Genomic DNA, 26,218 nt, shown 5'->3' with positions numbered 1-26,218 from the left:
GCGGTCGGATCGTCAGTCTTCCCGAACCGGGTCCGCTCGTCGTCGTACCACCGCCGACTGTCGCGCCTACTGAGACGCAGTACGCGCCAGGGCCGGGTCCACCCCGGGCAGGACCTGATGGCCGGCGGTCGCCGGCCATCAGGGGCGGGGCGTCAGTGCCCGGACGGGGCCCCGGTCGACGTCTCCGCGGTCGCGGGGGCGGGAATCTCCGCCGGGACCGCGGCGCGCGGGCGCGGGATGAAGGAGGCGAGGGCGAAGGCGAGGAGCGCGGCACCCGCGCCGACCGCCATGACGGTCCTGAAGCCGCTCTCGGACGGCAGGGCGTAGCCGCCGAGGTCGATGGTCATCTGCGCGAGGACGACACCGGCGATGGCGCTCGCACAGGACGTACCGATGGACCGCATCAGGGTGTTGAGGCTGTTCGCGGCCGCCGTCTCCGAGGCGGGTACGGCGCCCATGATGAGCGCGGGCATGGAGCCGTACGTGAACCCGATGCCGGCGCCGATCACACACGAGACCAGCACCAGGTGCCAGACCTCGGACATCAGCACGATGTTCAGCCCGTAGCCGGCGGCCACGATCAGGGCGCCGATCATCAGCGTCACCTTGGGGCCCTTGGCTTTGGACACGGCAGCGGAGACCGGCGCCAGGGCCATCATCACCAGTCCGGACGGCGCCATGACCAGACCGGCCGTCAGCAGGGACCTGCCCAGGCCGTATCCGGTCCGGGTGGGCAGCTGGAGCAGCTGCGGCAGCACCAGCGACATCGCGAACATCGAGAAGCCGATCGCGATCGAGGCGAGGTTGGTGAACAGGACCTGGCGGCGGGCGGTGGTGCGCAGGTCGACCAGCGGCTGGACGGTGCGCAGTTCGAAGAAGCCCCAGGCCAGCAGGATGATCACGGCCGCGGCGAACAGGCCGAGCGTGGTGCCGCTGGTCCAGCCCCAGTCCGCGCCCTTCGAGATGGCCAGCAGCAGGGAGACCAGGCCGGCTGCCATGCCGACCGCGCCGACCGCGTCGAAGCGGCCGCCGGTGCGCACCCGGGACTCCGGCACGAGTGCCAGGACGAGGACGAGCGCTGTCGCGCCCATCGCCGCCGAAGCCCAGAACAGGACGTGCCAGTCGAAGTGGTCCGCGATCAGCGCGGCGGTCGGCAGACCCAGGGCGCCACCGACGCCGAGGGAGGCGCTCATCAGCGCGGTGGCCCCCGCCAGGCGCTCGGCGGGCAGCTCGTCGCGCATGATGCTGATGCCGAGCGGGATGACACCCGAGGACAGGCCCTGGAGGGCACGGCCGACGATCATCGGGACCAGAGCGTCACTGAGTCCGCAGACCACCGATCCGGCCACCAGCATCACCACGCTGAGCAGCAGCATCCGGCGCTTGCCGAACATGTCGCCGAGCCGTCCGACGACCGGGGTGGCGACCGCGGCCGCGAGCAGGGTCGCGGTGACCGCCCACGCGGTGTCCGAGGCCGGGGCGTCGAGCAGCTTGGGCAGCTCCGGCACGATGGGGATCACCAGGGTCTGCATCAGCGAGACGACGATTCCGGCGAAGGCCAGCACCGCCACGACGGCGTTCGGCCGCGGCGGGGCCACCGCACCCGCGTCGGCGGATCTGGCGGGAGCGTCGGACATGAGGGGCCTCCAAGGCAGGGGAGCGGCCGGAACCTGGCCGAGTTTAAGTCATGTGCTTGACTTAGCTTACTGAGCTCGCCTGTCGTGGTCCTGCGGTGATCGCGGGAGCGATGAGTGGGTTGCGTAGGCTTCCGGCACTGGAACGCGCCGTACCCCGGCGGACCTCAGGCGGCTCGAGGGACTGGCCGTCGGAGCGCTCAGTGAAGTCCCGGTGCGGGTGGTGAGCATGGCCGGCAGGACGGTACGCGAGGAACAGGTCAGCGCGACCCGGGAACTGATCCTCGCCGCCGCGGAGCGGCTCTTCGCCGAGCGCGGTGTCCTCGCGGTGTCCAACCGGCAGGTCAGCGAGGCCGCAGGGCAGGGCAACAACGCCGCGGTCGGCTACCACTTCGGCACCAAGGCCGACCTGGTCCGGGCGATCGCCCGCAAGCACCACGCCCGCATCGAGGAGATCCGCGCCCGGCTGCTGGCCGGGGCGCGCGGCTCCACGGATGTACGCGACTGGGTGGACTGCCTGGTCCGGCCGGTGCCCGAACACCTCGCCGCGCTGGGCAGCCCCACCTGGTACGCCCGGTTCTGCGCGCAGGTCATGACCGACCCGGTGCTCCAGCAGATCATGGTCGAGGAGTCGATGTCCTCGCCGTTGCTCCGGGAGATCGTCGAGGGCCTGAACCGCTGTCTGCCCGAACTGCCCGCCGACGTCCGCGCCGAGCGGGCCGAGATGATCCGCCACCTGATCGTGCACATGGCAGCCGACCGTGAGCGGGCGCTCGCGGAGAACACTCCGACGCCCCGCGCCAACTGGTACGACGCCGCCACCGGTCTCGGTGACGTCGTGGTCGCCATGTGGACGGCGCCGGTCACCCGGTAGAGGGGGGCCTGAGGCGGGCGGGGAGGCCGCCGAGAGGTGCGCGCTTCCCCACGAAGGGGCGGGGCTCCTGACCCGCGGGCAGCGTCGGCGACCGGCCGGCACCCGCCCTCCTCGCCGCTCAGCCCATCAGGGGCAGCTTTCCGACGATCTTGGAGACGCGGTTGCCCGGGCCGACGATGCTGACCGCGCAGTAGTCCAGTTCCGTGCTGTCGGTGTTCTCCACGGAGGCGGCGTAGTCGGTGTAGACGAGGGTGTGCTGGGCGACAGCGGGCATGTCGGCGACGAAGGTGTCGGCGTACGAGGCCGCCTTCTCGCGAATGGCGCGCAGCGTGGCCGGATCGGCGGTCAGTACGGAGCAACCCACCCAGGGCAGCGCCGGGTGGACGGACCCCGTGGCGTCCAAGACGTCCGCCCCCAGCAGGCCGGGAACTCGCGACACGGTCGGAGCGGCGGCGCAGACCGCGGCGTTCGCGGCGCGGCCCGGCGGCAGCTCGCTGTTGACGACGATCACCCATTTCAGGCGAGCCGAGCGGGTCGACAGGCTGAGGTCGACCTCGTTCGGGGTGAAGCCGACCGCCGTGCCGTCGGACTGATTGACCGTGGCCACACTCATGGGCTCGCTCCTCATTTCGTACGGAAGCTGAGCGAGATGCTAGACATGCCTACGGAAGTAAGCCAAAGAGACCGTACGTATGACGGAAGGATGGTTCCTGAGGTGGCCATGGACGAACTTGATACGGCGATTCTGAGGGAATTGCAGTCGGATGCACGGAAGACCAACCGGGAGGTGGCCGCAGCGGTCGGTGTGTCCCCGACCACGGCGCTCGACCGCACCCGGGCTCTGCGCCGACGCGGGATCATCCGGGGCGCGATCCTCGACGTGGACCTCACCGCGATCGGGCGCCCGGTGCAGGCACTCATCGCCGTGCGCGTCCGGCCACCGTCCCGCCCGGTGATCGAGAGCTTCCGCAACTGGGCCATGGGCCTGCCGGACATCCTCGGCGTCTTCGTCACCACGGGCACCGAGGACTTCATCCTGCACGCCGCCGTTCCCGACAACGCCAGCCTCTACGCCTTCGTCATCGACCGCCTCACCGAACGCCCCGAGGTCGCTGATGTGCGCACCTCGATCGTCTACGAACACCTCACGAACCACCGCATCCGCCCAGCGCACGGCATCGAGTAGTCGCCGTGGAGCCTCGGAGAAACGGCTTCTCCAGCGGGCGCAGGCCATCGCTTCGCCGGAGCGCCGGTTCAGGCGGCGCGGCCGGTCCGGGTGTGTCTCATCAGTCCCACCTGGGCCGCCCAGAAGGCGCAGTGGAAGCTGATGTTCGGCGACAAGGCCGTGCCGCACGGGCCGATGCCCGCGGCCGATCCCCGCCTGACCGCGCTCTGCGCGCTCGTCCACGCGGACCCCGCCGACCCGCGCACCCTGGCCGCCCTCGGTGCCGCGACCCAGGCCTCCGAGCGCACACTCAGCCGTCTCTTCCGCGGCGAGTCCGGCATGACGTTCCCGCAGTGGCGCACCCAGTCGCGCCTGTACCACGCGGCCCTGCGCATGCCGGCCGACGACGTCCCCGGCACGGCCGTCGCCCACCGCTGCGGCTGGTCCTCCGCGAGCGCCTTCATCGACGTCTTCCGCCGCTCCCTCGGCTACACCCCGGGCACCCACAACCGCCGCTCCCCGTAACCCCCGAGGCCGCCGTAGGAGGTGTCTGTACCGTCCAGTAATGTGCGCGGCAGCCCCCTGAAGGAGGAACCGTGTCACGGTCCCCACGTTCGCCCCTGCTGCTCGCCGGCCTGCTGGCCACCGCGGGTGTCGCCCACTTCCGCGCACCGCGCTCGTTCGACGCGACCATCCCCGAGGCCCTGCCCGGAAAGCCCCGGACCTGGACCTACGCCAGCGGCGCCGTGGAGCTCGCGCTCGCCGCCGGTCTGGCGCTGCCGAAGACCCGGCGGACCGCCGCGCTCGCCACCGCCGCCTTCTTCGTCGGGGTGTTCCCCGCCAACGTCAAGATGGCCGTCGACTGGCGCCACCGCCCCGCGCCCCAGAAGGCCGCGGCCATCGGGCGGCTGCCGCTCCAGCTCCCGCTCGTGCTGTGGGCGCGCAGTATCGCCAAGAACGCGGAGGGCCAGGCATGAGCAAGGTGATGGAGACCGGCGACACCGTCGAGGACTTCGAGCTCCCGGACGAGACCGGCACCAGCCGCAAGCTGTCCGAGCTGCTCGCCGACGGCCCGGTCGTCCTCTTCTTCTATCCCGCCGCACTCACCGCGGGCTGCACCGCGGAGGCCTGCCACTTCCGCGACCTTGCCGCCGAGTTCGCCGCCGTCGGCGCACAGCCCGTCGGCATCAGCGGCGACACCGTCGAACGCCAGCAGGAGTTCGCCGGACGCCACACCCTCGGCATGCCCCTCCTGTCCGACGTCGACGGCAAGATACGCGAGCTGTTCGGGGTCAAGCGCGGCTTCTCCCTGGCGCCCACCAAGCGGGTCACCTACGTCATCGCCGAGGACCGCACCGTGCTGGAGGTCGTCCGCAGCGAACTGCGCATGAACACCCACGCCGACCGCGCCCTCGAGGCCCTGCGCGCACACCGCGAGTGACGGACGGGGCCCGGTTGCCCCGTTTCGGTTGATGCGGTCTGACAAAGGGACCATCCTGGACGATATGGAGCACGTCTCCGCTACGGCGGTCACTGATGCCGCAGGCATGGTGACGGGGTGGAGCGAGGGTGCCCGATGGCTGACGGGACACACGGCCGAACAGGTCGTGGGGCGGCCGGCCCGGGAACTGCTTGCCGAGGACCCGCCCGGATCCGCCATGTCGGCGCTGAAGGGGACCGTCGTACTGCGGCACCGCGACGGCTCCCTCCTCACCGTCGTCCTGGACGCGTGCCCCATGCTGGGCGGTGACGGCACCCCGACCGGATACGTGATCACCGGCCGGCGCCCCGGCACCGAGCCGACCCTGGCCGGGCAGGCCTTCCAGCAGGCCTCGATGTCCATGTCGGTCTTCGACGCCCGACAGCACTACCTGCGCCTCAACGACGTGGCCTGCCGGGTCATGGGGGTGTCCGAGGACGCCCTGCTCGGCCGCTTCTTCTCGGAGACCGTCGAGGACGCCGAGCACAGCCGCGGATTCCTCGCCAACCTGCGCCAGGTCGTAGAGACCGGCAGACCGGTCCGCTACGAGAGCTTCACCGGCGCGCCCGCCCTCAACCGCGAACACGCCTGGACCTGCGAGATGTGGCCCGTCCGGGACGAGGGCTCCGCGGAACCGGTCGGCGTCGCCCTGGCCGCCTTCGACAGCAGCGACCAGTACTGGGCCCGGCAGCGGCTGGCCCTGCTCAACGAGGCGGCGGCCACCATCGGCACCACTCTCGACGTGGTGCGCACCGCCGAGGAACTCATCGGGCTCCTCGTGCCCCGCTACGCCGACTTCGCCAGTGTCGACCTCCTCGAATGGGTCCTCGGCGCCGACGAACAGCCGACCGCGCTGGAGGGCGACATCGCCCTGCGGCGCGTCGCCCACGGCTCCGCCCACGAGGGCACCCCCGAGGCCGCCGTCCGCCTCGGCGAGACGGACATCTACCCCGCCCCCTCACCGCCCGCGCGCGCTCTGCGGGACGGGCGGGCGGCCCTCAGCCAGGCCGGCGAGCCCGACTTCATGCGCTGGGTCGCCGAGCGCAACGCCCGCTCCCCGGAAGGCCGCTCCTACCGCAAGGGCGTCCACTCCGTCCTGGCGGTGCCGCTCAAGGCCCGCGGCATCACCCTGGGCGTCGTGGTCGCCGTCCGCATCGCACACCCCGACGACTTCGGTGACGACGACGCCGTCGTCGGCGAGGAACTCGCCAGCCGGGCCGCCGTCTGCATCGACAACGCCCGCCGCTTCGCCCGCGAGCGCACCACCGCCCTGGCCCTGCAGAACAGCCTCCTGCCGCGCGGTCTGCCCGGACAGGCCGCGGTCGAGGTCGCCCACCGCTATCTGCCCTGCGGCTCGCTGGCGGGCATCGGCGGCGACTGGTTCGACGTCATCCCGCTCTCCGGCAGCCGCGTCGCCCTCGTCGTCGGCGACGTCGTCGGCCACGGCATCCCCTCCTCGGCGACCATGGGCCGTCTGTGCACGGCGGTGCGCACCCTCGCCGACGTCGACCTGCCGCCCGACGAACTCCTCACCCACCTCGACGACCTGGTCACCCACCTCGCCTCGGACGACAGTGACGACCAGGTCGCCGAGCTGGGCGCCACCTGCCTGTACGCCGTCTACGACCCGGTCTCGCGCCGCCTCACCGCGGCCGCCGCAGGCCATCCGCCGCCGGCCCTCGTGCTGCCCGACGGCACCACGCGGCTCATTCCCGTCAGTGCCGGACCCCCGCTCGGCGTCGGCGGCCTGCCCTTCGAGGCCACGGAGATCGAACTGCCCGAGGGTGCCGTCGTCGCCCTCTACACCGACGGTCTCATCGAGGACCGGGACCGCGACGTCGACCACGCCATCGACGAACTGTGCCGCGCGCTCACCGCGCGGACGGACACCCTCGACGACCTGTGCGACACCGTCCTGAAGGCCGTACTGCCGGAAGAGCCCGGCGACGACGTGGCCCTGCTGCTGGCCCGGACCCGGGCCCTGGGCGCCGACCGGGTCGCCACCTGGGACGTCGAGCCCGACCCCGCGCACGTGGCCGCTACCCGGCAGGCCGCCACCGAGCAACTGGCCGCCTGGGGGATGGAGGAGGCCTCCTTCGTCACCGAACTCGTCGTCAGCGAACTGGTCACCAACGCCATCCGCTACGGCGAACCGCCCATCCAGCTACGGCTGATCAAGGACCGTACCCTCATCTGCGAGGTCTCCGACGGCAGTTCCACCTCACCCCACCTGCGGCGCGCCCACGCCTTCGACGAGGGCGGCCGCGGGCTGCTGCTGGTCGCCCAGCTCACCCAGCGCTGGGGGAGCAGGCAGACGGGCAGCGGCAAGACGATCTGGGCCGAACAGTCGCTGGAACCGCCCGACTTCTGACCGTCGCGCTCACGGGAAGGAGCACGCTCACTGGAAGGAGCAGCCGGGGTTCGGCACGTCCTCCGAGTACGGCGACCCGTGCGGGAGTACGTACAGCACCTCCAGGACGAGCGGGGTGTTCCCCTCGTTGCGGCCGAGGTGGACGTCGCCCGGCCCGCCCGGCTCGCGCACCACGGTGCCCTGCGGATAGACCCCGTCACTGGCGCAGTCGGCGTGGTAGTGGCTGAGCGTGCCCTGCTTGACGTACCCGTAGACGAGGCCGTCGTGGTAGTGCCAGCCGGTCGCCTGGCCCGGCGGGACGGTGATCTTTCTGAGGACGTAGTCGGTGTCGCCCACGGTCTTCCGGGCGATGAGCGTGCCGGTCACTCCGGGGCCGGGCGGGGTCGCCTGTGCGACGCCGCCGGTGAGGACGGTGGCGGTGACGACGGCGCCGGTCATGGCGGTACGGAGCGCGATGCGCATACGGAAGGCCTCCTGGCTCGAGTGTGTGAGCGACGACGTGCGGTGCGGAACGCCGCGGTGCGGAACGCCGCAGTGTGGAACGCAGTGAGTATCGCTGTGAACATAGAGGCACACAGGGCCAGTTGGGGTGTTGTTCGGGGGATCTTCCGGCTCAGGTCTCCTCGGCGGCGACCTGAGCCAGGGTCCGGCCGGACCGTACCGAGCGGGCCCGGCGCGGATTCGGCGCGCCGTGTCCGCGCGCCCGGCCCGCGGCGGTCTTCACCAACAGCCAGTTGTCCTCGCGGAAGCGGGTGAGCGCGTACTCGCCGCGCAGCTTCGTCCCATGGAGCCGGAACCTGGCGTGCCCGTCCGCCAGCGACCGCGCGAAATCGACGGGGTGCCCCTGACGGTCGTGGCTCAGGGGTTCGTACGTGCCCCGGTCCCAGACGATCACGGTGCCGCCGCCGTACTCGCCCTCAGGGATCACGCCCTCGAAGTCCTCGTACTCCAGCGGATGGTCCTCCGTCGGCACGGCGAGGCGCTTGTCCTTGGGGAGGCCGGAGGGGCCCTTCGGGACCGACCAGGACTTCAGCACGTCGCCGACCTGGAGCCGGAAGTCGAAGTGCGTCGTGCTGGCGTCGTGGATCTGCACGACGAACCGGGGCGCGGCGCCCGTGGGGGCCGCCCGCCCTTCCGGCTCACGTGTCCGTCCGAAGTCCCGCTTGCCGTGGTAGTCCCTCAGTCGCTCACTCACCTGCGGCTCCTTTCGGAGACCCCGGGTACCCCTGCCGGTGCTCAGAACTCCTCGTGCGTCTCCGGGTCACCACCCAGGCGCCGGTGCGCACGGTCACCGATCGCCGCCACCTCGGCCTCGCTCAGCTCGAAGCCGAACACGTCGAGGTTCGCGCGCTGCCGCTGAGGGTCGCCGGACTTCGGGATCGGCAGGGCGCCGAGCTGGATGTGCCAGCGCAGGATCACCTGGCCGGGCGTGACACCGTGCGCCTCGGCGACGCCCGCCACGGCCGGGTCGTCCAGGAGGTCCGAGCCCCGGCCCAGCGGGCTCCAGCTCTCGGTGACGATGCCCTTGCCGGCGTGGAAGGCGCGCAGCTCGTCCTGGGGGAACAAGGGGTGCAGCTCGATCTGGTTGACGGACGGCAGGACCCCGGTCTCCTTCTCCAGCCGCTCGATGTGCGCCGGGGTGAAGTTGGAGACCCCGATCGACCGTACGAGGCCGTCCTCACGCAGCTTGATCATGGCCTTCCACGAGTCGACGTACTTGTCCACCCGGGGCAGCGGCCAGTGGATCAGATACAGGTCCACGTACTCCAGGCCGAGACGGGCGCGGGACTCCTCGAAGGAGGCCAGGGTCTCCTCGTAGCCGTGGTGGCGGCCGGGCAGCTTCGTGGTCACGAGGATCTCCTCGCGCGGGACACCGCCGGTGGCCACACCACGGCCGACACCGGTCTCGTTGCGGTAGTTCGTCGCCGTGTCGAGGAGCCGGTAGCCGCTCTCCAGAGCGGTGGCGACCGCCCGCTCCGCCTCGGCGTCGTCCATCGGCCAGGTGCCCAGACCGAGGGCGGGGATCTTCGTACCGTCGTTGAGCGTGTGCGTCGGGATGCTCATCACGTCCGGACCTTCCCTTGACTGCGTTGTCCTTCCAGCCTCACGGATACGGTGACCACACGGGACGTCGTCCGGCTCGTCGGCGTGTCGCACAGGGCCGTCCGCGTCGTGTTCACGTTGCGGGAACGGCCGTGCTGGGCAGTCAACCATGGGTCAGGTGCCTTGCGGGGCGCGGACCTCGGACAGATGCCGGCGGACAGACGGAGCACGCATGACGAGGGACCAGGGCACGGCGGAGCGGGACGCGGGCATCGAGGTGAGCCCGGTGGCCGGGCACATCGGGGCCGAGATCACGGGGGTCGACCTGTCGGCAGAGCTCGACGATTCGGTGGTCGCCGCGATCCGGGCCGCGGTGCTGCGCTGGAAGGTGGTGTTCTTCAGGGGGCAGAAGCTCGACCACGCGGGGCACATCGCCTTCGCCCGCCGGTTCGGCGAGCCCGTCGCGCCGCGCAAGCGGGGCAGCGCCTCGCCCGCGGACTTCCCGGAGGTCGAGACGACCGCCGACCGGCTGGAGCTGGGCGGGAAGTTCGGCATGGAACACGAGGAGTGGCTGGAACGGCGCCGCCACACCCTGCTGCGCGGCTGGCACTGCGACCACGGCGCCCGCGTCGACCCGCCCGCGGCGACGATCCTGCGCGCCGAGTCCGTCCCGCCCTACGGCGGCGACACCCAGTGGTCCAACCTCGCCGCCGCCTACGCCGGACTGTCCGCCCCGGTGCGGGAGTTCGCCGACGGCCTGCGCGTGGAGCACCGGCTCGGCGTCGGCTACCAGCCCCGTCCGGGCGACGACGCCTACGTCCGGCACCTCCTGGACCACCAGGTGGCCTCCCTGCACCCGCTGGTGCGGGTCCATCCCGAGACGGGGGAGCGGATCCTGTGCGTCAACGGCTACTACGTCGAGCAGATCGCCGACCTCTCCCGCGCCGAGAGCCGGGCGATCCTCGACATGCTCCTGGAACAGGCGGTCCGGCCCGAGTACACGGTCCGCTTCCGCTGGGAACCCGGCAGCGTGGCCTTCTGGGACAACCGCGCCACCATCCACCTGGCCCCCGGCGACAACGCCCACCTCGGCTTTCCCCGGACCATGCACCGGGTGATGCTGGCCGGGGACGTGCCGGTGGGGGTGGACGGGAAGCCGTCGGAGGCGATCACCGGCACTGAGGTGGGGCGCTGGTGACGTGGGACGGGCGAGGCCGTGGAGGCGGGAGGACGCGGCGGAGGTGTCAGCCGAGATGCCGGGCGAAGAACCGCAGCGTGCTGTCCCTCTCGAACGCCGGGACCTCACCGTGCCTGCCGGGGTTGGCGTGCAGCGTCTTCTCGGTCGAGGCGAAGGCGTCGAACAGCGCCAGGCCCTGCTCCCGCGGCACTCGCTCGTCGTCCCACTGCACGAGGAACTCCACCGGTGCGGTGATCCGCGCGGCGGTCCCGGCCGCCACCTCGGCACCGGCGAGGCCCAGCACCGCCGCCCGCACCCGGGGCTCGGCGGCGATGAGCGGGACACCGATCACGCAGCCCAGTGACACACCCCAGTAGCCGACCGGGCCGGTGCCCACATGACTGAGCTTCTGGACCGCGGTGAGGACCGACTGCCACTCCGGCACGATCTCGCGGACCACCAGCGCCCGGAAGCCGGCGATCAGGGGGGCCAGGTCCGTACCGGCGGCAAGCCGGTCCTCGTACTCGGTCGCGATCCGGGTGAACTCCTCATGGTCCGGCCGCTCACCGTGGCTGGGCGCGTCGACCGCCACCACGGCGAAACCGCATTCGGCCACGAAACGGTGCGCACGCTCCACGACATCGGGGGTCTTCTTGTGCTGACCGCCGCCGTGCCCCATGGCAATGAGGGGGCGGGGCCCGTCGGCACCCCGTGGAGTCCACAGCACGCCGGGGATGCCGTCGAGGAGGAAAAGCTGTTCGAAGACGCCGTCGGATGACGTCTCAGCCGTGAAGCGCATGGCGTTTTTCGGGCCTTTCGGGGTGCCTGCCGCAGGGGCTTTACGGTGTGATCGCCAGAGGACCGCGTCGCTACACGCCCGGCTGCCACCCCAGCGCAGGGCCCAGCTCGGTCGCCATGTCCGTGAGGATCTGCACGTAGTCCTCGTGCTCGAAGGTGAACGGCAGCGCGAACGCCACCTCGTCCACCTCGCGGAACGCGGCGTGCGCGTGCAGCCGTTCGGCGATCTCCCGCGATGTGCCGACGATGTCCGGTGCGAACATCAACCGCGCCGGGCCCTGCGGTGACGCGGTACGGGGGGTGCGCTTGGCCGCGTACTCCTCGTACTTCGCGCGCTGCTGCGGCGAGGCCGAGTCCGTGGGGATGACGACGAGGCCCTGGGAGACGCGGGCGCCCTCGCCGTCCGGGTGAGCGGCGCGGAAGGCGCGGATGTGCGAGAGCTGGATCTCCGCGAAGTCGTACGGCCCCTCCGGAGCCTCCGCCTTGACGACGCTGCTGGTCAGGAAGTTCATGCCGTGCTCACCGGCCCAGCGCGCCGAGCTGAGGCTGCCGCCGCCGTACCAGAGACGCCGGCCGAGGCCGGGGGAGTGCGGCTGGACGCGGTCCGAGAAGACCTCGAAGCCCTGCACCCCGCTGAAGTCGCTGGCCGGTTTGCCGCGCACGAGGTCCAGCAGTCGCCGCACCCGCTCGTAGGAGAAGTCCTCGGCGTCGGCCGTGTCCGGGTACAGCGCGCCCTTGACCTCGTCGAAGTGCATCGGCGGGCCCACGCTCACCCCCGGGTTGACCCGGCCGCCGGACAGTAGGTCCACGGTCGCCAGGTCCTCGGCCAGCCGCAGCGGGTTCTCCCAGCCGAGCGGGATCACCGCGGTGCCGAGCTCGATGCGGCTGGTGCGCTGCGAGGCCGCGGCCATGACGGCGACGGGGGACGAGATGCCGTACTGGAGATGCCGGTGGCGCAGCCACGCGCTGTCGAAGCCGAGCCGCTCGCCCAGCTCGATGATCTCCAGCGTGGACTCGTGGCCGCGCCGCGGATCCGCCTCGTCGAACAGGCCGATGGTCAGGAAGCCCAGCTTGCGCAGGGGGCGAGGGGTCGGCGGCACGGGCTCCTCCGGAGTGTTTGACATATCAACCAGTGCAGCAGTGCCAACCCGGCCCTCACGCGTGGTGTTCCCGGTCAGCGGGCCTCGCGGGTCAAGTTCGGGTCAGGGGAATGGTCACCTCGTCCTCGACCGGCGGGTCGATCTCCTGGGCGAGGTTGCCGGTGGCCGCGAAGCAGCGCAGCCGCACCGCCTGCGGGGTCACGTCCAGGCGCAGGAAGCACTTGAAGAACGGCGGGCTGTACGTCGCCGAGCTCGGCGAGAACAGCTGGGTGTAGATCTTGCGCACCGGGAGGCGGAACCGTGAGGTGCGGTCGGGGCGGCCGCCCGCGCCCAGGAGACTGGCGATGAGGCGGGTGCGGAAGGTGACGCGGGCCGGCTCGCCCGGGAGGCGGGTGGGCGGGATGCCGAGCCGCTGGGCGATCACCGCGGTGGCCTCGGCCTCGGTGAGCGTGAAGAAGCGGCGCAGGTGCAGGCGGCGGCCGTAGAGCCGGCTGTAGAAGGCCAGGGAGTCGCCGCGCAGGGGATAGCAGCGGAAGTCCTGCTCGGTGACGTTCGCGATCGAGACGTGCGGGATGGTGTGGGTGGCGTGCATGAACGCGCCGCCGCCGCCCGAGACGACGTACTGGATGGTGCGGCCGTCCACGTCGACCGGATAGCGCTGGTAGTTGTGGATGTCGCCGCCTATCGCCGCGACGTAGTGGTGCTCCGCATCGCGCACGATGTCGTCCACCGTGCCGCCGCCCTCGATGGCGCAGGGGTGGTGCTCGCCGTCCACGTACAGCGGCGAGCCCGTGATGAGGATCTTCGGGCGCGGGCCCCGGGAGACCTCGCGCAGCCAGGCGCCCTGTTCGGCGTCGAGCGTCCCCAACAGCCCGGTGTCTATGCCGATGATCCGCAGTGGGCCGGCGTCCACGGCCCAGTACGGGCCGGGCTGGACGGCCTGTTGGGCGGGAGCCGCACGCAACCGGCGTGCCTCGTCGAGGTGTTGGCCGTCGTCGGTGCGTGGCCGGTGCCACAGCAAGGAGCGCAGCCAGGCACGGGTCAGGGGCCGGGGTGCCGGCTCGGGGTCCAGCGGCGGGGCGTCGCCGCAGAAGACGCGCATGAAGGCGCCGAGGTCCTCGTACCAGTCGTGGTTTCCGGGTATCGCGTAGATCGGCGCCGGATAGTCCTGGTACGGCCGGAAGAACTTCGTGCCGTAGTCGTCCGCGCTGCCCACGGGGTAGATGACGTCACTGGCGACGACCGCGAAGCGGGTGTCCTGACCGATCTTCAGCAAGCCCGGTACGACGGCGTACTGGGGGTCGTCGCCCTCGCCGGTGTCGCCGATCACCATGAAGGAGAACGTCTCCGGGTCCTCGCGCCGTATCACCTTGTCGGCGGGTGCGCCGGCCGCCGCGCGCTGGGCCACCCAGCGGCTTCGGGTAGGGCCCGTGGGGTCCCCGAACCAGGAGGCGACCACGCCGTTGCGGGCGGCCCACAGCGTCTTCGGGTTCAGCCAGGAGATCTTCTCGACCTCGGACGGCATCAGCCGCTTGTACTCGCCGAGTCGGGCGGAGCCCCAGCCGGCGCCTTCGGCGGTATCGCGTGAGGAGTCAGACACCGGTGCACCGTAACAACGATCTAGAACGGGCCGGGAAGGGGGAGTGCCGTAGGGCGCGGCCCCCTCCCCGCCGTCACCGGGGCGGTGGGGACGGAAAGGGGGTGGCTCTCGGGGTGGCTCTCACCTCTGCGGGCTGTGCGGTGCGGCCCATTGCGGATCCTGCGCCTGCGGTGCGCGGGCGTGGATCACCCGGTCCTCCTGCTCTTCGAAGAGCGAGCCGGACTGCGGTGCGGTCCGCGCGGATGCGTCGGAGGAGGCGGACGTGCGGTTCCAGTCGCCGTCGCCGAGCACCAGGAGCGGGTCGAACATGACCACCACGCCTGCCAGCAGCAGGAAGATCGCCGGCCCCAGGAGCATGGGCAGCAGCAGCGAGGTGGGCGAGTCACCCGCCCACGACCCGCCGGTGGTGCCGTGCACGTGGACGCTGACCGCGGACATGCCCGTGTAGTGCATGCCCGTCACGGCGATGCCCATGATCAGGCTGGCCCCGAGGCTCGTCAGGAAACCCCGGATCGAGACGGCGGCCCACAGGGCCGCGGTCGCCGCGGCGATCGCGATGAGCACCGAGAGCGCGACGACCGCGGGGTCGTACCGGATCGTGCCGTTGAGGTGCAGCGCCGCCATGCCGAGGTAGTGCATGGCCGCCACGCCGAGCCCGGTGATCACGCCCGCGAAGGACAGGTTCAGGGTGCTGGCGCCTCGATGGCCGACGATGAACACGCCGATGCCCACGACGACGATGGCCACGGCGAGACTGAGGACGGTGAGGCCGGCGTCGTAGCGGATCCGGGTCTCCACGACCTGGAAACCGATCATCGCGATGAAGTGCATCGTCCAGATGCCGCAGCCGATCGAGGCGGCGCCGAGCGCGAGCCAGCCCGCCTTCCACGACTGGTCGCTGAGCAGGGTGCGCACGATGCAGCGCAGCCCCAGGGCCCCTCCCAGGCACGCCATGAGGTAGGCGGCGACAGGGGTCACCACGCCGTAGCGGAACCCGTCGACCGTGCCTTCCATAAGCCAACTCCCCCCAGAGTCCTGGCCGGTTGTGGAGGAAGAGTTACGGCTGGGGATCGCGTAAAGCAAGGCGTTACCGAGGGTAAACAAGGAACTCTCGTGCGGCGTGGTTGAACTTTAGTCACATGAGAGCGAGTTCCGGCCAAGTGGACTCCATGGCCGCGTGTCTGTGCCAGAGTTGAGCGCTTTTCAGGAAAAACAGTGGCTGCTTGGTCGTCGTTCGTGAACGATCATTCCGTGACCACGCGCACCGGACAGCCGCCCTCCCCCGCCCGTCCCCTCGCACTGATCACGGGCGTGGGCCGCACCGTCGGCGTCGGCGCCGGCATCGCGCGACGGCTGGCGGCCTCGGGGTGGGACATCGCCTTCACCTACTGGAACCCGTACGACGCCCGCATGGCCTGGGGCGCCGAGCCCGGCGCGACCGAGGAGATCCTCAGGAGCCTGGCCGAGCGGGGCGCGGCCACCGCCGCGATCGAGGCGGACCTCGCCGACCCCGGGACCCCGGCCCGGGTCTTCGACGAGACGGAGCGACGGCTCGGCTCCGTCACCGCGCTGGTGATGAGCCACTGCGAGTCGGTCGACTCCGGTCTGTTCGACACCACCGTCGAGAGCTTCGACCGGCACTTCGCCGTCAACACACGGGCGACCTGGCTGCTCATCCGTGAGTTCGGCCGCCGCTTCGGCTCGGAACGGGGTACCGGGCGGATCGTCAGCCTCACCAGCGACCACACCGTCGGCAACCTGCCCTACGGGGCGAGCAAGGGTGCCATGGACCGGATCACCCTGGCCGCCGCCCATGAGCTCGCCCACCTCGGCGTGACCGCCAACGCCGTCAACCCCGGGCCCGTCGACACCGGTTGGATGACCGAGGAGGTCCGCGCGCACTGCCTCGACGCCACACCGCTCGGCCGCCTCGGCACCCCGCAGGACACCGCGCACCTGGTGGACTTCCTGTGCTCACGGGAGGGGCAGTGGGTCAACGGACAGCTGCTGAAGAGCAACGGGGGTATGGAGTAAGGCTGTTCCGGGCATCGGGGATCAGTTGCCGCACCTCCGCCGCATCATCGGCGCGACCTCATCCGGCCGGGGCGGGCGCCGGCCTCAGCACCAGCAGGGCGCCCTCCCGTGCCGCGATCATGGCGAACGGGAAGCGGTCGGCCTCCAGACACAGGCCGACGTCGTCCGGGTGGACCCCCGGGTACCCCTTGCGTGCGTCCTCCGCGAGCGCGGCCGCCCAACGGGAGTCCCGCGCGCGGCGGAGATACGGTGCCGCGTCCACCTCGTCGGACTCGACGCGGCGCCCGATGTACTCGGCACACGCGCGATCCTCCTCGGCCCGCCCCTCCTCGCCGGTGACGACGAACGTCACCTCCTGCGCGCCCCGTTCACGCAGGCACCGCGCGGTCGCGCCGGCCACGACGAAACTCGCGCACAGCACCAGGCCGGCGTCGGCCACCGCGAGGGCGCCCACCGTCCCCGCGGTCGTCTTCTGCACGATCGTGCGGCCGGACAGGTCGTGGGTCGCCAGCATGGCCGGGGAGTTGAACACGTCGAAGCCGGGTGCGGGCGGACCGTCCTTGAGGGCCAGCCAGCCTCGGTGACGTGCCTTCAGCTCCAGGGCCTCGTCCTCCGAGGAGGCCAGGACGATCCTCTCGGCGCCGCCGGCGAAGGCCCATGCGGCCACCGTGAACGCGCGGAGGACATCGACGACGACGGCGACGGCGGGAGTCCGCGTCAACTCCGGGATGCCCAGCAGATGAGAGCGCACCCCGCCCATCCTGCCCCAGCTCGGCCGTACGCGTCCGGGAGTCACTGCGCGGGGCCGCCGGCCTACGGCCCGAGCGGTGTCGCGCGCCCGAGCGACCTCCCTGGAAACGGGGTCGTGGCCGACACCTCCAGCCTGAGCCCGGGCCGGCCGGCGGCCTGGCGATCCTGCCTGCCTAGAGCGCCACCACCCGCCCGCTGCGGCCCTGGAGGCGGACCGCGGCCAGGGAAGCGCAGACCACGGCCGCCCCGAAGAGCGTGCCGCAGGCCACCATCGCGGTGCGGAGCTCGCCCGCGAGAGCGGCGCGCAGACCGTGGGCCGCCCAGTAGCCGGGGGAGACCGGGGCCACGTCCGCCACCCACCCGGGCAGGACGCTGAGCGGGACGAGCGCGCCGCCGACGCTGCTCAGGAGCATGCCGCCGATGTCGTAGGCCGCGGAGAGCTCCCCCATGGAGCGGACGAGAACACCGAGCAGTGCCCCGAGGCCGAGCAGTGCGCAGCTCCAGCTGAGCAGGACTCCCAGCAGCAGGATCGGGTGCGGGACGCGCAGTCCGAACACGCACACGCCGAAGCCGACGATCAGGAGCTGCTGGGTGAGCAGGGCGGTCAGGACGGGCACGGCCTTGCCGAGGAGCAGCTCCGCCGGACGCAGGGGCGTACCGCGCAGCCGGTCCCAGGTGCGGCCGAGCCGCTCGCTGAGGATCGCGTTGCCGGAGATGCTGAGCGCGAGCAAGGAGAAGGTGACGAGCGTGCCGACGACCGCCTGTTCGGTGCCGGCCGTGTTCCCCTGGGCGGAGACGTAGAGCGGGCGCAGCAGGGCCATGAAGACCAGCGGCATGATCATCCGGCTGAGCAGCGGGCCGGGTTCGCGCAGCATCAGCAGGGTGTTGTGGCGTATGAGGACACCGAGGCGGGTGGCGGATTCAGGCGGCGTCATGAACCTCGGCCCCCTCGGTTGCCGCGGCCGTCCCGGTCTCCAGGGAGTGGTAGAGATCGTCGAGGCTCGGGCGGTGTACGTCGACGGAGGCGGGCGTCCGGCCGGAGGCGAGCAGGGCCGCCAGGTCGGCGCCGGGATCGGCGGTCGGCATCCGCAGCTCGGGTTCGGCGGGATCGGCGAAGGTGACCCGGAGTTCGCCGGGGAGATGGCGGGTGAGTTCGGCCTGGGTGCCGCGTGCGATGACCCGGCCGGCCCTGGCGAGGGCCAACGTGGCGTCCAGATCGACCAGTTCGGGAAGGTAGTGGGTCGTGTAGACCACGGCGGCACCGGCCTCGGCGCGTGCCCTGACGGCGGCCAGCAGGGCCGAGCGGGTCTCCGGGTCGGCCCCCGCCGTCGGCTCGTCCAATAGCAGAAGGGGCGGAGAGCCGACCATCGCGGTGGCCGCCTGGACCCGGCGGCGCTGACCGCCGGACAGGACACCCACGGGCCGGTCCGCGAGCGCCGACAGCCGAAGCTCCTCCAGGACCCGCGCGATCCCGGCCTCGCGGCGCCGCCCGCGCAGCCCCGCGAGCCCGGCGAGCAGCCGCAGGTTCTGCCGCACCGTGACGCTGCCGTACAGGGCCAGTTCCTGCGGAGCCACCCCGATCAGCCGCCGCGCGGTGCGGCCTTCGGCCAACGCGTCGTACGGCCCGATGCGGATCCGGCCCGCGTCGGGGCGGACGAGGCCGGTGACGATCTCCACGAAGGTCGTCTTGCCGGCCCCGTTGTGGCCGATCAGTCCGACGATCTCGCCCGGTTCGACCGTCAGATCGAAACCGTCGAGCGCGCGGCGGCGGCCGTAGGACTTCACCAGCCCGTGCGTGACGAGCATCCTTCCCCCTCAGGTCTACGGTGTATACGTCTACACTGTAGACCCATGAGTGGCAGGCGGGAAGAGATCCTGGACGCGGCACTGGCCCTCGCGGACGAGCGTGGCCTGGAGGCGGTGTCGATGCGGGCACTGGCCGACCGCGTCGGTGTCACGCCGATGGCGTTGTACCGGCATGTCAAGGACAAGGCGGCGCTGCTGGACGGCATGGTCGGACGCCTGCTGTCCGCACTGCTGCCGTCGGACCCGGCACGGGAACCGGCCTGGGACGAACGGCTGAACGCCCTCGCGTACGCCTGCCGGGAGGTGACCCAGCGTCACCCCTGGGCCGCCCACCTGCTCTTCTCGCGCCCCGCTGTCACCCCGGACGCCGTGCGCGCGGTGGACATCATCTATCTGGCCCTGATCGAGGCCGGGGTCCCGGAGCCGGAGGTGCCCCGCCTGGAGCGGCTGATCAGCACCTTCGTCATCGGCTTCGCCGCCTCCGAGGCCTCGGGCCGCTTCACCCCCGGCACCCTGGACCCGCGCGGCCGCCGCGGCCGGCTCCCCGAGAGCGAACTTCCCGGACACAGCAGGCTCGGACCGTGGCTGGACCTTCCGGTCGACCTCACCGCGGAGTTCGAGGCCGATCTCGCGGACATCCGGCGGCTGGTGCAGGAGGTCGCGCGGGGGAGGGGTGAGGCGGCTACGGCCGCCGCCGGCCACCGCGCCCCTCAGGGCCGAGCGGTCAACTCCCCGCGGTCCGGCTGAGCTCGGCGAGCGTCAGGACGTGGCCGCCGATGCCCCAGCCGCCGTCGGGGACCTCCTCGACGAGGACGAGGGTGGCGGCGCGGGCGCGTTCGCCGTAGAGGTCCACGTAGAGCTCGGTGGTGCGGGTGATGATCTGGTCCTTCTGCTCCTCGGTGAGGGTGCCGGCGGGGACCTTGAAGTTCGCGAACGGCATGAGCGTGCTGCTCCATCTGTGTGGTGGGTGATCGGTGTGCGCACACCACGGTCGTCCGGTGCGGCAGGCGCAGCCAGGGCTGCGTCCACCCTGGGGTCGGCATCCCCTGGCTCCGCCTCCGTCTCCCGCGTGATGATGGCGGGATGAACCTCGCCGAACTCGCCGCGTTCCTGAGATCCCGGCGTGACCGCGTACGGCCCGCCGACGTCGGTCTGCCCACCGGACCGCGGCGCCGGGTCCCCGGCCTGCGACGCGAGGAGGTCGCCCAGCTGGCCGGCCTGTCGGCGGACTACTACACCGAGCTGGAACGCGGAGGCGGCGTGCAGCCCTCCGCTCAGGTGCTGGCCGCGCTCGCCCGGGCGCTGCGCCTCGGCGGCGACGAGCGCGACCACCTGTTCCACCTCGCCGACCGGCCCGTCCCCACCGTGGCCCGGGGCTCCAACGCCCACGCCCAGCCGGCCCTGCTCGGACTGCTCGACCGGCTCGCCACGACACCCGCGCAGATCATCACCGACCTGCACGAGACCCTCGTCCAGAACGAACTCGCCGCCGCGCTGATCGGCCGCGCTCCCACCCGCCGCGGCGCGCCCGGGAGCTTCGTCCACCGCTGGTTCACCGAGCCCGCCTCCCGCGCCGTCTATCCCGCCGAGGACCACCCGCAGCACTCCAGGGCCTTCGTCGCCGACCTCCGGGCCGTGGCCGCCCGGCGCGGCCGTGACACGGAAGTCGCCGGGCTGGTGGCCGGTCTGCGGGCCCGCAGCGAGGAGTTCGCCGCCCTGTGGGACACCCACGACGTCGCCCTGCGACGGATGGACCACAAACGCATCGTCCACCCCTCGCTGGGAGTCGTCGAAGTCGACTGCCACACCCTGTTCAGTGAGGACGCACGCCAGCGCCTGCTGTGGTTCAGTGCCCCACCCGGCACCGAGGGCGCCGCCCAGCTGGAACTGCTCTCCGTGATCGGCACCCAGGACATGTCCGCCGACGACGGGAGCAGGTTGCGGTAGGGGGCCGGCAACGCGGGTCAGCCGCGAGCCGGCTCGCCGCCGCTCTCGCGCGGTCGGCGAACCCGGCCCGTCACGGTTTCCGGGCCAGCCCGCCGTGCTCGGCGACGACCTCGGGGGTGGGAGAGCCGGGCTCCGGGCGCCACTGGGTGACGGAGACGACGCCGGGTTCGACGAGTTCCAGGCCGTCGAAGTACCGGGTGATCTCGTCGACGGTGCGCAGGTTGTACGGGACGGCGCCGCTCTTGTTGTAGGCGTCCTGGGCCTGTTCGAAGACCGGGTCGATGCCGAGCGAGCCGTCGTCGACGCAGAGGTAACTGCCCGAGGGCAGGGCGCCCATCAGGCGGGTGACGATCGAGCGGGCCTGGTCGTGGTCGGCGACATGTCCCAGGATGTTGCTGAGGATGAGTCCGACCGGGCGCTCGAAGTCCAGGGTCTCGGCGGCGGCCGCGACGATACGGTCCGGATCCGTCGCGTCGGCGTCGATGTAGGCGGTCACGCCCTCATGGGTGGAGTAGAGCAGCGCGCGGGCGTGGGCGAGGACCATCGGGTCGTTGTCCACGTACACGATCCGGGACTCGGGGGCGATCTGCTGGGCGACCTCATGGGTGTTCTGGGCGGTCGGAAGACCGGTGCCGACGTCGAGGAACTGGCGGATACCCGCCTCGGAGACCAGGTATGTGATGGTGCGGCGCAGGAAGGCGCGGCTGCCGCGGGCGATGGTGACGATCCCCGGGAAGACGTCGGTGTAGGCGTCGCCGGCCGCCTCGTCGACGGGGTAGTTGTCCTTGCCGCCGAGCCAGTAGTTCCAGATACGGGCGGAGTGCGGCACCGAGGTGTCGATCTTCGGGTGCTCCGCTGCGCTCATGAGTCGGGTCCGTCCTTCAGGCGGGGCGTCGGTCGTTCAGGGCACAACCTATGTCCGAACGTCGGCTGCTCGCCCGGCAGTTCGGATTTCTCGGTTGGCGGGACCTTCGCGTCCGGACGCCGTCGGCAGGCAGTGGCTCTCAGCCGCCGCGACGGGTCCGGGCCGCCCGGCGCGCCTCGGCGAGCTTGCGGGCCTCACCGGCCTTGCGGGACTTGCCCCCGGTGCCGTGGGAGGCGTCCTTGCTGGTGCCCAGCCCGCGGAAGGGGGCGTTGGTGTTCTTGGGCCGCCCGCCGTCGAGCGGGGTGCCGGAGGGGGCCTTGGCCCCGGTGATCCGGCTCAGCGCCGCCTCCCCCGAGCGCACCTGGGTGACGGTCGGCTCGATGCCCGCCTCGGCCATCAGGCTGCTCGTCTCGCGGCGCTGGCCCGACAGCACCAGGGTGACGACCCTGCCGGACTCGCCCGCCCGCGCCGTGCGGCCCGCGCGGTGCAGGTAGTCCTTGGCGTCGGTGGGCGGATCGACGTTGACGACGAGGTCCAGGTCGTCGACGTGCAGTCCGCGGGCCGCGACGTTGGTCGCCACCAGGACGGTGACCTGGCCGTCCTTGAACTGGGCGAGGGTGCGGGTGCGCTGCGGCTGGGACTTGCCGCTGTGCAGGGCCGCGGCGTGGACCCCGCTGGCCCGCAGATGCCGGGTGAGCTGATCGACGCCGTGCTTGGTGTCCAGGAACAGCAGCACGCGGCCGTCGCGGGCGGCGATCTCCGTGGTGACGGCGTACCGGTCGGGGCCGTGGACGACCAGGACATGGTGATCCATCGTCGTGACGGCGCCCGCGGACGGGTCGACCGAGTGGACGACGGGGTCGTTGAGGTAGGTGCTGACCAGCTGGTCGACATCGCGGTCCAGGGTGGCCGAGAACAGCATCCGCTGACCCTCGGGGCGCACCTGGTCCAGCACCTGGGTGACCTGCGGCAGGAAGCCCATGTCGCACATCTGGTCGGCCTCGTCGAGCACGGTGATCCGCACCCGTCCCAGGCGGCAGGCCTTGCGCTCGACGAGGTCGTGCAGCCGGCCGGGGGTGGCGACGACGACCTCGGCCCCGTCCCGCAGCGCGGCGATCTGGCGGCCGATCGACATGCCGCCCACGACCGCGGCCATCCGCAGCCCGAGCGCGGCGGCGTACGGTGCCAACGCCTCGGTCACCTGCTGGGCGAGCTCCCGGGTCGGCACCAGGACCAGCGCGAGGGGCTGCTTCGCCTCCGCGCGCCGCCCCGCCGTCCGGACCAGCAGCGGCAGGCCGAACGCGAGCGTCTTGCCCGATCCGGTGCGCCCGCGTCCCAGCACGTCGCGCCCCGCGAGGGCGTCGGGCAGCGTGGCCGCCTGGATCGGGAAGGGCTCGCGGACGCCGTGTTCGGTGAGGGTGCGCAGCACCGGGGCCGGGAGTGCCAGGTCGGCGAAGGAGACGGGGTGGTCGGGCTGGTCCATGAAGAGCCTTCCGCAAGAGGGGACGTACCGAGGAAGGCCCGGCAGGAAGTCATGAGCGCGCAAACGTTAGACGGTAACACAAAGTGATGGCGGAGGGTGGGTCACGCACGCTTTTATCGAACATACGTTTGTCTCGTGTGGGTGGTGGAAGGAACTCCCGCATGGCGCCCACCACCCTCCCCGAACAGCTCGTCCGCACTTGCCGCTTCACCCGGGGTGTCCCCGAGCGGCTCACCGTCTCGCCCGACGGAGGAACCGTCCTCTTCCTGCGGGGGCGCACAGGCGACGATCCCTCCACCTGCCTGTGGGCACTGGACGTCCCCTCGGGGAGGGAAGAACTGCTGGCCGACCCGCTCCGGCTGCTCGCGAAGGGGAGTTCACCGCGAACGGCCGCCATCGAGGCGTACGCCACCGACGCGGCCTCCGGTGTCGTCGCCTTCGCCCTGGCCGGCGGGCTCTGGAAGCTGGACAGGGGTAAAGGGGAGCCCCGGCGGCTGCCCGCGCTCGGCCCGGTCTCGGATCCCCGGCCCGATCCGACCGGCCGGCACATCGCCTACGTCTCGCGCGGCGCCCTGCGCGTCGCGGAGGCGGACGGCTCCGCGGATCACGCGGTGGCCGAACCGGACGCCCCCGGCGTGGAGTTCGGAACCGCCGTGCACACGGGCACCACATCCCTCGACGGCGTCCGCGGGTACTGGTGGTCCCCGAACGGCGGCCAACTGCTCCTGGCGCGCACTGACTTCACGAAGGTCCGGCCCTGGCCGGCGACCGATCGGACCGGACCGCCGACGTCCCGCACCGCCCTCGCCGGAACCCCCAACCCGGATGTCACCCTGTGGCTCACCGCACTCGACGGCCCACGGACGCCGGTGAGTCGGGACCGGACGGCCTTCGAGTACGTCGTCGGTGCGGGCTGGGACGCACACGGGCCCTGGGCTGTCGTCCAGTCCCGTGACCAGCGAACCGTCCGCTTCCTCGGCATCGACCCGGCCGACGGGCGGACCAGCGTCCTGGACGAGCAGCGCGACACGTGCTGGGTACAGCTCGTGCCCGGGCTGCCCGCCCGCACGGGATCCGGAGCCCTCCTCGCCCATCGCGACCTGCGCGGCACGAGACACCTCACGGTGGACGGAACTCCCGTGACTCCCAAGGGACTTCAGCTCCGGGCCGTGCTCGGCACCGACGGCGACGAAGTCCTGTTCACGGCCTCCGACGACCCCACCGAGACCCACCTGTGGAGCCACAGTCCCGAGTCCGGGCTGCGGCAGTTGAGTTCAGGCCCCGGCGTCCACTCCGGCGCGTCTCGCGGCGGCACCCTGATCAGGGTCACCCGGGACGCCGAGCGGCCCGGCGGGCGAACCGAGGTGCTGCGCGCGGGCGGACCGGCGGTCGCCGTCCTGTCGTACGCCGAACGCCCGGTCCTCGGCCTCCACGCGCAACGGCTCGTCCTCGGGCCCCGGGCGCCGCACGCCCGGCTCCATTTTCCCTCCTGGCACCGCCGGGGCGGCGGCCCTCTGCCGGTGCTGGTCGACTCGTACGGCGGGGCGGGCCTCCAGCGCGTCACCGCCGAGCTGGACTGGCGGGTCCTGCTGTCGCAGTGGTTCGCCGAGCAGGGCTTCGCGGTGCTCACGACCGACGGCCGCGGCACCCCGGGCCGGGGCCCCGACTGGGAACGCGAGGTGTACGGCGACCTGTTCGGGCCCGTCCTCGACGACCAGGTCACCGCCCTGCACGAGGCCGCACGCCGGCACCCCGACCTCGATCTCGGCCGGGTCGCCTTCCGTGGCTGGTCCTTCGGCGGCGCGCTCGCCGTCCTGGCCGTCCTGCGCCGCCCCGATGTGTTCCACGCCGCCGTGGCCGGCGCGGGCGTCGCCGACCAGCGGCTCTACGCCGCGCACTGGCGCGAGCGGTTCCTCGGCCATCCCGACGCCTTCCCGGACCGGTACGACGCCTGCGACCTGCTCCTCGAAGCACCCCGTCTGGCCCGTCCGCTGATGCTGATCCACGGCCTGGGCGACACCAATGTCCCGCCGGTCAACACCCTTCGCCTGTCGGAGGCGTTACGGGCCGCGGGGCGTCCGCATGAACTCCTGCTGCTGCCGGGCACCGGCCACCAGCCGATCGGCTCGACACTCACGGGCGAACTGCTGGACCGGCAAGCACGGTTCCTGCGGCGCCACTTGAGCGTCGAGCCGGCCCGAGTCCCGCCCCGCGACCAGGTGCGGCGTCCGTCCTAGAAGGTGCGCTTGAGCAGGTCGAGCAGCGCCGCCCAGTGCCGCTCGTCGCCCTCGCGGTGGTACGAGGCGGTGTCGGCCTGGGTGAAACCGTGCGGGGCGCCGTCGTAGACCTCGTAGTGGTGGCGGACCCCGGCCTCGGTCAGCGCGGTGGCGAGGCGCTCGATCTGCTCGGGCGGCAGCGACGGGTCGTCGTCGGCGTGACCGAAGTACAGCTCCGCGGTGATGTTCCCGGCCACCAGGTGCGGGCTGTCCGGGGTGTCGGTCGCCAGGCGCCCGCCGTGGAAGCCGGCCGCCGCGGCCACCCGGTCCGGATAGGTGCCCGCGGTGAGCAGCGACAGCCGTGCGCCCATGCAGTAGCCGGTGAGGGCGACCGGGCCGTCGGCGACCTCGGGGCGGTCCGCCAGCCAGCGCAGGTACGCCCCGGCGTCCCGCATGGCGAGCTCGGGCGTCAGCGCCTGCATGACCGGCATGATCTTCTCGAAGATCTCCGGCCGCGCGTCGGGGTCGATGAACTCGGGCAGCTCGAAGACCGGCGCGCGCCCGTGACGGTAGAACACGTTGGGGACGAGGACCGTGTAGCCGGCCTCGGCGAGCCGGTCGGCCATCGACCGCAGCTGCGGGCGCAGCCCGAAGGCGTCCTGGAAGAGCAGAACGGCCGGCCGGGGCACCCCGTCGCCCGGGTGGGCCAGATAGGCGTCCGCGACGCCGTCCTCGGTGGGGATGTCGACGGCGGTTCCCTGTACGGAGGTCATGGGGGTTCCCTCTCAGCGCGTGCGACGGCGAGCAGGTCGCCGACCCGGCGGAGCCGGGCCGGGCACATGGTTGCACGCAGCATCCAACGGGCCGCCGCAGCC

26 protein-coding genes and 1 pseudogene are annotated in these 26,218 nt (G+C 72.0%); 11 read left to right on the top strand and 16 right to left on the bottom strand.

The annotated features are described in order from the left end of the window. Positions 1-152 precede the first annotated feature (152 nt). The gene (locus tag ACFYZ8_RS07535; protein ID WP_359037732.1) at positions 153-1,637 is read right to left on the bottom strand and encodes an MFS transporter; all 1,485 of its coding nucleotides are present in this window, start codon (positions 1,635-1,637) and stop codon (positions 153-155) included. 226 nt (positions 1,638-1,863) lie between these two features. Here ACFYZ8_RS07535 and ACFYZ8_RS07530 point away from each other — a divergent pair, with 226 nt between their 5' ends. Then, positions 1,864-2,508, top strand: a complete 645-nt coding sequence (locus ACFYZ8_RS07530; RefSeq protein WP_359037730.1) for a helix-turn-helix domain-containing protein — start codon at positions 1,864-1,866, stop codon at positions 2,506-2,508. Between the two features lie 118 nt (positions 2,509-2,626). Here ACFYZ8_RS07530 and ACFYZ8_RS07525 read toward each other — a convergent pair whose 3' ends face one another. After that, positions 2,627-3,121 (bottom strand): DUF2000 domain-containing protein, encoded by a 495-nt coding sequence (locus ACFYZ8_RS07525; RefSeq protein WP_388531508.1) that lies wholly within the window; start codon positions 3,119-3,121, stop codon positions 2,627-2,629. 108 nt (positions 3,122-3,229) lie between these two features. On the opposite strand from ACFYZ8_RS07525, the gene ACFYZ8_RS07520 reads away from it, so the two are divergent. The 5 genes and pseudogenes from ACFYZ8_RS07520 (at position 3,230) to ACFYZ8_RS07500 (ending at position 7,524) form a co-directional block, all read left to right on the top strand. Further along, positions 3,230-3,694: an Lrp/AsnC family transcriptional regulator gene (locus ACFYZ8_RS07520; protein ID WP_388531510.1), complete on the top strand. Its 465-nt coding sequence runs from the start codon at positions 3,230-3,232 to the stop codon at positions 3,692-3,694. Positions 3,695-3,865: 171 nt separating this feature from the next. Then, a pseudogene (locus ACFYZ8_RS07515) lies at positions 3,866-4,198 on the top strand (helix-turn-helix transcriptional regulator); the annotation flags it as partial. 71 nt (positions 4,199-4,269) lie between these two features. Further along, positions 4,270-4,650: a MauE/DoxX family redox-associated membrane protein gene (locus tag ACFYZ8_RS07510; RefSeq protein WP_388531512.1), complete on the top strand. Its 381-nt coding sequence runs from the start codon at positions 4,270-4,272 to the stop codon at positions 4,648-4,650. Then, positions 4,647-5,114 (top strand): peroxiredoxin, encoded by a 468-nt coding sequence (locus tag ACFYZ8_RS07505; protein WP_359037710.1) that lies wholly within the window; start codon positions 4,647-4,649, stop codon positions 5,112-5,114. The genes ACFYZ8_RS07510 and ACFYZ8_RS07505 overlap by 4 nt, the downstream gene beginning before the upstream one ends. A 64-nt stretch (positions 5,115-5,178) precedes the next feature. Then, positions 5,179-7,524: a SpoIIE family protein phosphatase gene (locus ACFYZ8_RS07500; RefSeq protein WP_388531514.1), complete on the top strand. Its 2,346-nt coding sequence runs from the start codon at positions 5,179-5,181 to the stop codon at positions 7,522-7,524. A gap of 27 nt (positions 7,525-7,551) precedes the next feature. Here ACFYZ8_RS07500 and ACFYZ8_RS07495 read toward each other — a convergent pair whose 3' ends face one another. The 3 genes from ACFYZ8_RS07495 to ACFYZ8_RS07485 form a co-directional block, all read right to left on the bottom strand. Beyond that, entirely contained in the window at positions 7,552-7,986 is a 435-nt protein-coding gene (locus tag ACFYZ8_RS07495) for a cupin domain-containing protein (protein ID WP_388531516.1), read from the bottom strand. Positions 7,987-8,137: 151 nt separating this feature from the next. Continuing rightward, complete coding sequence (locus ACFYZ8_RS07490) at positions 8,138-8,719, bottom strand: DNA polymerase ligase N-terminal domain-containing protein (RefSeq protein ID WP_388531518.1); 582 nt, start codon at positions 8,717-8,719, stop codon at positions 8,138-8,140. Between the two features lie 41 nt (positions 8,720-8,760). Continuing rightward, positions 8,761-9,591: an aldo/keto reductase gene (locus tag ACFYZ8_RS07485; RefSeq protein ID WP_388531520.1), complete on the bottom strand. Its 831-nt coding sequence runs from the start codon at positions 9,589-9,591 to the stop codon at positions 8,761-8,763. A 208-nt stretch (positions 9,592-9,799) separates the two neighbouring features. Here ACFYZ8_RS07485 and ACFYZ8_RS07480 point away from each other — a divergent pair, with 208 nt between their 5' ends. Continuing rightward, positions 9,800-10,765: a TauD/TfdA dioxygenase family protein gene (locus tag ACFYZ8_RS07480; RefSeq protein WP_388531522.1), complete on the top strand. Its 966-nt coding sequence runs from the start codon at positions 9,800-9,802 to the stop codon at positions 10,763-10,765. A gap of 46 nt (positions 10,766-10,811) precedes the next feature. Here the strand turns inward: ACFYZ8_RS07480 and ACFYZ8_RS07475 are convergent, their stop codons facing one another. From ACFYZ8_RS07475 to ACFYZ8_RS07460, 4 genes are all read right to left on the bottom strand, one after another. Beyond that, positions 10,812-11,543: an alpha/beta hydrolase gene (locus ACFYZ8_RS07475; RefSeq protein ID WP_359037697.1), complete on the bottom strand. Its 732-nt coding sequence runs from the start codon at positions 11,541-11,543 to the stop codon at positions 10,812-10,814. Between the two features lie 70 nt (positions 11,544-11,613). Continuing rightward, positions 11,614-12,642, bottom strand: coding sequence for an LLM class flavin-dependent oxidoreductase (locus tag ACFYZ8_RS07470; protein WP_388532124.1), 1,029 nt, complete (start codon positions 12,640-12,642; stop codon positions 11,614-11,616). 91 nt (positions 12,643-12,733) lie between these two features. Continuing rightward, on the bottom strand, positions 12,734-14,242 hold the full coding sequence (locus tag ACFYZ8_RS07465; protein WP_388531523.1) for a metallophosphoesterase family protein: 1,509 nt from the start codon (positions 14,240-14,242) through the stop codon (positions 12,734-12,736). A gap of 120 nt (positions 14,243-14,362) precedes the next feature. Continuing rightward, the gene (locus ACFYZ8_RS07460) at positions 14,363-15,256 is read right to left on the bottom strand and encodes an MHYT domain-containing protein (RefSeq protein WP_359037693.1); all 894 of its coding nucleotides are present in this window, start codon (positions 15,254-15,256) and stop codon (positions 14,363-14,365) included. Between the two features lie 237 nt (positions 15,257-15,493). On the opposite strand from ACFYZ8_RS07460, the gene ACFYZ8_RS07455 reads away from it, so the two are divergent. After that, positions 15,494-16,276: an SDR family oxidoreductase gene (locus ACFYZ8_RS07455; RefSeq protein WP_388531525.1), complete on the top strand. Its 783-nt coding sequence runs from the start codon at positions 15,494-15,496 to the stop codon at positions 16,274-16,276. Positions 16,277-16,334: 58 nt separating this feature from the next. On the opposite strand, the gene ACFYZ8_RS07450 is transcribed toward ACFYZ8_RS07455, so the two are convergent. The 3 genes from ACFYZ8_RS07450 to ACFYZ8_RS07440 all read right to left on the bottom strand — a co-directional run bounded on the left by ACFYZ8_RS07450 (position 16,335) and on the right by ACFYZ8_RS07440 (position 18,832). After that, a complete protein-coding gene (locus ACFYZ8_RS07450; protein ID WP_389049760.1) occupies positions 16,335-17,036 on the bottom strand; it encodes a 2-phosphosulfolactate phosphatase in 702 nt (233 codons plus the stop codon). Between the two features lie 163 nt (positions 17,037-17,199). Beyond that, positions 17,200-17,961, bottom strand: a complete 762-nt coding sequence (locus ACFYZ8_RS07445) for an ABC transporter permease (RefSeq protein WP_388531529.1) — start codon at positions 17,959-17,961, stop codon at positions 17,200-17,202. Then, positions 17,948-18,832 carry an ABC transporter ATP-binding protein gene (locus ACFYZ8_RS07440; protein ID WP_388531530.1) on the bottom strand — a complete coding sequence of 295 codons (885 nt, stop codon included), beginning with the start codon at positions 18,830-18,832 and terminating at the stop codon, positions 17,948-17,950. The genes ACFYZ8_RS07445 and ACFYZ8_RS07440 overlap by 14 nt, the downstream gene beginning before the upstream one ends. Before the next feature lie 45 nt (positions 18,833-18,877). Here ACFYZ8_RS07440 and ACFYZ8_RS07435 point away from each other — a divergent pair, with 45 nt between their 5' ends. Beyond that, entirely contained in the window at positions 18,878-19,579 is a 702-nt protein-coding gene (locus ACFYZ8_RS07435; protein WP_359037683.1) for a TetR/AcrR family transcriptional regulator, read from the top strand. Here ACFYZ8_RS07435 and ACFYZ8_RS07430 read toward each other — a convergent pair. After that, positions 19,557-19,772: a 4-oxalocrotonate tautomerase family protein gene (locus tag ACFYZ8_RS07430; RefSeq protein WP_359037681.1), complete on the bottom strand. Its 216-nt coding sequence runs from the start codon at positions 19,770-19,772 to the stop codon at positions 19,557-19,559. The two genes, ACFYZ8_RS07435 and ACFYZ8_RS07430, sit on opposite strands and share 23 nt — an antisense overlap. Before the next feature lie 143 nt (positions 19,773-19,915). Here ACFYZ8_RS07430 and ACFYZ8_RS07425 point away from each other — a divergent pair, with 143 nt between their 5' ends. Next, positions 19,916-20,779, top strand: coding sequence for a helix-turn-helix transcriptional regulator (locus ACFYZ8_RS07425; RefSeq protein WP_388531531.1), 864 nt, complete (start codon positions 19,916-19,918; stop codon positions 20,777-20,779). Between the two features lie 70 nt (positions 20,780-20,849). Here the strand turns inward: ACFYZ8_RS07425 and ACFYZ8_RS07420 are convergent, their stop codons facing one another. Together ACFYZ8_RS07420 and ACFYZ8_RS07415 are read right to left on the bottom strand one after the other, a co-directional pair. Next, complete coding sequence (locus tag ACFYZ8_RS07420) at positions 20,850-21,644, bottom strand: SAM-dependent methyltransferase (RefSeq protein WP_388531532.1); 795 nt, start codon at positions 21,642-21,644, stop codon at positions 20,850-20,852. A gap of 139 nt (positions 21,645-21,783) precedes the next feature. Next, positions 21,784-23,127 carry a DEAD/DEAH box helicase gene (locus ACFYZ8_RS07415; protein WP_388531533.1) on the bottom strand — a complete coding sequence of 448 codons (1,344 nt, stop codon included), beginning with the start codon at positions 23,125-23,127 and terminating at the stop codon, positions 21,784-21,786. A 161-nt stretch (positions 23,128-23,288) separates the two neighbouring features. Here ACFYZ8_RS07415 and ACFYZ8_RS07410 point away from each other — a divergent pair, with 161 nt between their 5' ends. Continuing rightward, on the top strand, positions 23,289-25,364 hold the full coding sequence (locus ACFYZ8_RS07410; RefSeq protein ID WP_388531535.1) for a prolyl oligopeptidase family serine peptidase: 2,076 nt from the start codon (positions 23,289-23,291) through the stop codon (positions 25,362-25,364). Here the strand turns inward: ACFYZ8_RS07410 and ACFYZ8_RS07405 are convergent. After that, on the bottom strand, positions 25,361-26,116 hold the full coding sequence (locus tag ACFYZ8_RS07405) for a dienelactone hydrolase family protein (protein ID WP_388531537.1): 756 nt from the start codon (positions 26,114-26,116) through the stop codon (positions 25,361-25,363). The genes ACFYZ8_RS07410 and ACFYZ8_RS07405 overlap by 4 nt on opposite strands. Positions 26,117-26,218 lie beyond the last annotated feature (102 nt).

It is taken from the genome of Streptomyces sp. NPDC001668, from assembly GCF_042893155.1.
Taxonomy (GTDB): domain Bacteria; phylum Actinomycetota; class Actinomycetes; order Streptomycetales; family Streptomycetaceae; genus Streptomyces.
Note: the sequence above shows the minus strand (reverse complement) of the source record. Positions and strands in the feature narration are given on the sequence as shown.

What these genes read in the sequence shown, in the direction of transcription:
- ACFYZ8_RS07535 (WP_359037732.1), bottom strand. Translation starts at nt 1,637, where the DNA reads ATGTCCGACGCTCCCGCCAGATCCGCCGACGCGGGTGCGGTGGCCCCG.
- ACFYZ8_RS07530 (WP_359037730.1), top strand. Translation starts at nt 1,864, where the DNA reads ATGGCCGGCAGGACGGTACGCGAGGAACAGGTCAGCGCGACCCGGGAA.
- ACFYZ8_RS07525 (WP_388531508.1), bottom strand. Translation starts at nt 3,121, where the DNA reads ATGAGTGTGGCCACGGTCAATCAGTCCGACGGCACGGCGGTCGGCTTC.
- ACFYZ8_RS07520 (WP_388531510.1), top strand. Translation starts at nt 3,230, where the DNA reads ATGGACGAACTTGATACGGCGATTCTGAGGGAATTGCAGTCGGATGCA.
- ACFYZ8_RS07505 (WP_359037710.1), top strand. Translation starts at nt 4,647, where the DNA reads ATGAGCAAGGTGATGGAGACCGGCGACACCGTCGAGGACTTCGAGCTC.
- ACFYZ8_RS07500 (WP_388531514.1), top strand. Translation starts at nt 5,179, where the DNA reads ATGGAGCACGTCTCCGCTACGGCGGTCACTGATGCCGCAGGCATGGTG.
- ACFYZ8_RS07495 (WP_388531516.1), bottom strand. Translation starts at nt 7,986, where the DNA reads ATGCGCATCGCGCTCCGTACCGCCATGACCGGCGCCGTCGTCACCGCC.
- ACFYZ8_RS07480 (WP_388531522.1), top strand. Translation starts at nt 9,800, where the DNA reads ATGACGAGGGACCAGGGCACGGCGGAGCGGGACGCGGGCATCGAGGTG.
- ACFYZ8_RS07475 (WP_359037697.1), bottom strand. Translation starts at nt 11,543, where the DNA reads ATGCGCTTCACGGCTGAGACGTCATCCGACGGCGTCTTCGAACAGCTT.
- ACFYZ8_RS07460 (WP_359037693.1), bottom strand. Translation starts at nt 15,256, where the DNA reads ATGGAAGGCACGGTCGACGGGTTCCGCTACGGCGTGGTGACCCCTGTC.
- ACFYZ8_RS07450 (WP_389049760.1), bottom strand. Translation starts at nt 17,036, where the DNA reads ATGGGCGGGGTGCGCTCTCATCTGCTGGGCATCCCGGAGTTGACGCGG.
- ACFYZ8_RS07445 (WP_388531529.1), bottom strand. Translation starts at nt 17,961, where the DNA reads ATGACGCCGCCTGAATCCGCCACCCGCCTCGGTGTCCTCATACGCCAC.
- ACFYZ8_RS07440 (WP_388531530.1), bottom strand. Translation starts at nt 18,832, where the DNA reads ATGCTCGTCACGCACGGGCTGGTGAAGTCCTACGGCCGCCGCCGCGCG.
- ACFYZ8_RS07435 (WP_359037683.1), top strand. Translation starts at nt 18,878, where the DNA reads ATGAGTGGCAGGCGGGAAGAGATCCTGGACGCGGCACTGGCCCTCGCG.
- ACFYZ8_RS07430 (WP_359037681.1), bottom strand. Translation starts at nt 19,772, where the DNA reads ATGCCGTTCGCGAACTTCAAGGTCCCCGCCGGCACCCTCACCGAGGAG.
- ACFYZ8_RS07425 (WP_388531531.1), top strand. Translation starts at nt 19,916, where the DNA reads ATGAACCTCGCCGAACTCGCCGCGTTCCTGAGATCCCGGCGTGACCGC.
- ACFYZ8_RS07420 (WP_388531532.1), bottom strand. Translation starts at nt 21,644, where the DNA reads ATGAGCGCAGCGGAGCACCCGAAGATCGACACCTCGGTGCCGCACTCC.
- ACFYZ8_RS07415 (WP_388531533.1), bottom strand. Translation starts at nt 23,127, where the DNA reads ATGGACCAGCCCGACCACCCCGTCTCCTTCGCCGACCTGGCACTCCCG.
- ACFYZ8_RS07410 (WP_388531535.1), top strand. Translation starts at nt 23,289, where the DNA reads ATGGCGCCCACCACCCTCCCCGAACAGCTCGTCCGCACTTGCCGCTTC.
- ACFYZ8_RS07405 (WP_388531537.1), bottom strand. Translation starts at nt 26,116, where the DNA reads ATGACCTCCGTACAGGGAACCGCCGTCGACATCCCCACCGAGGACGGC.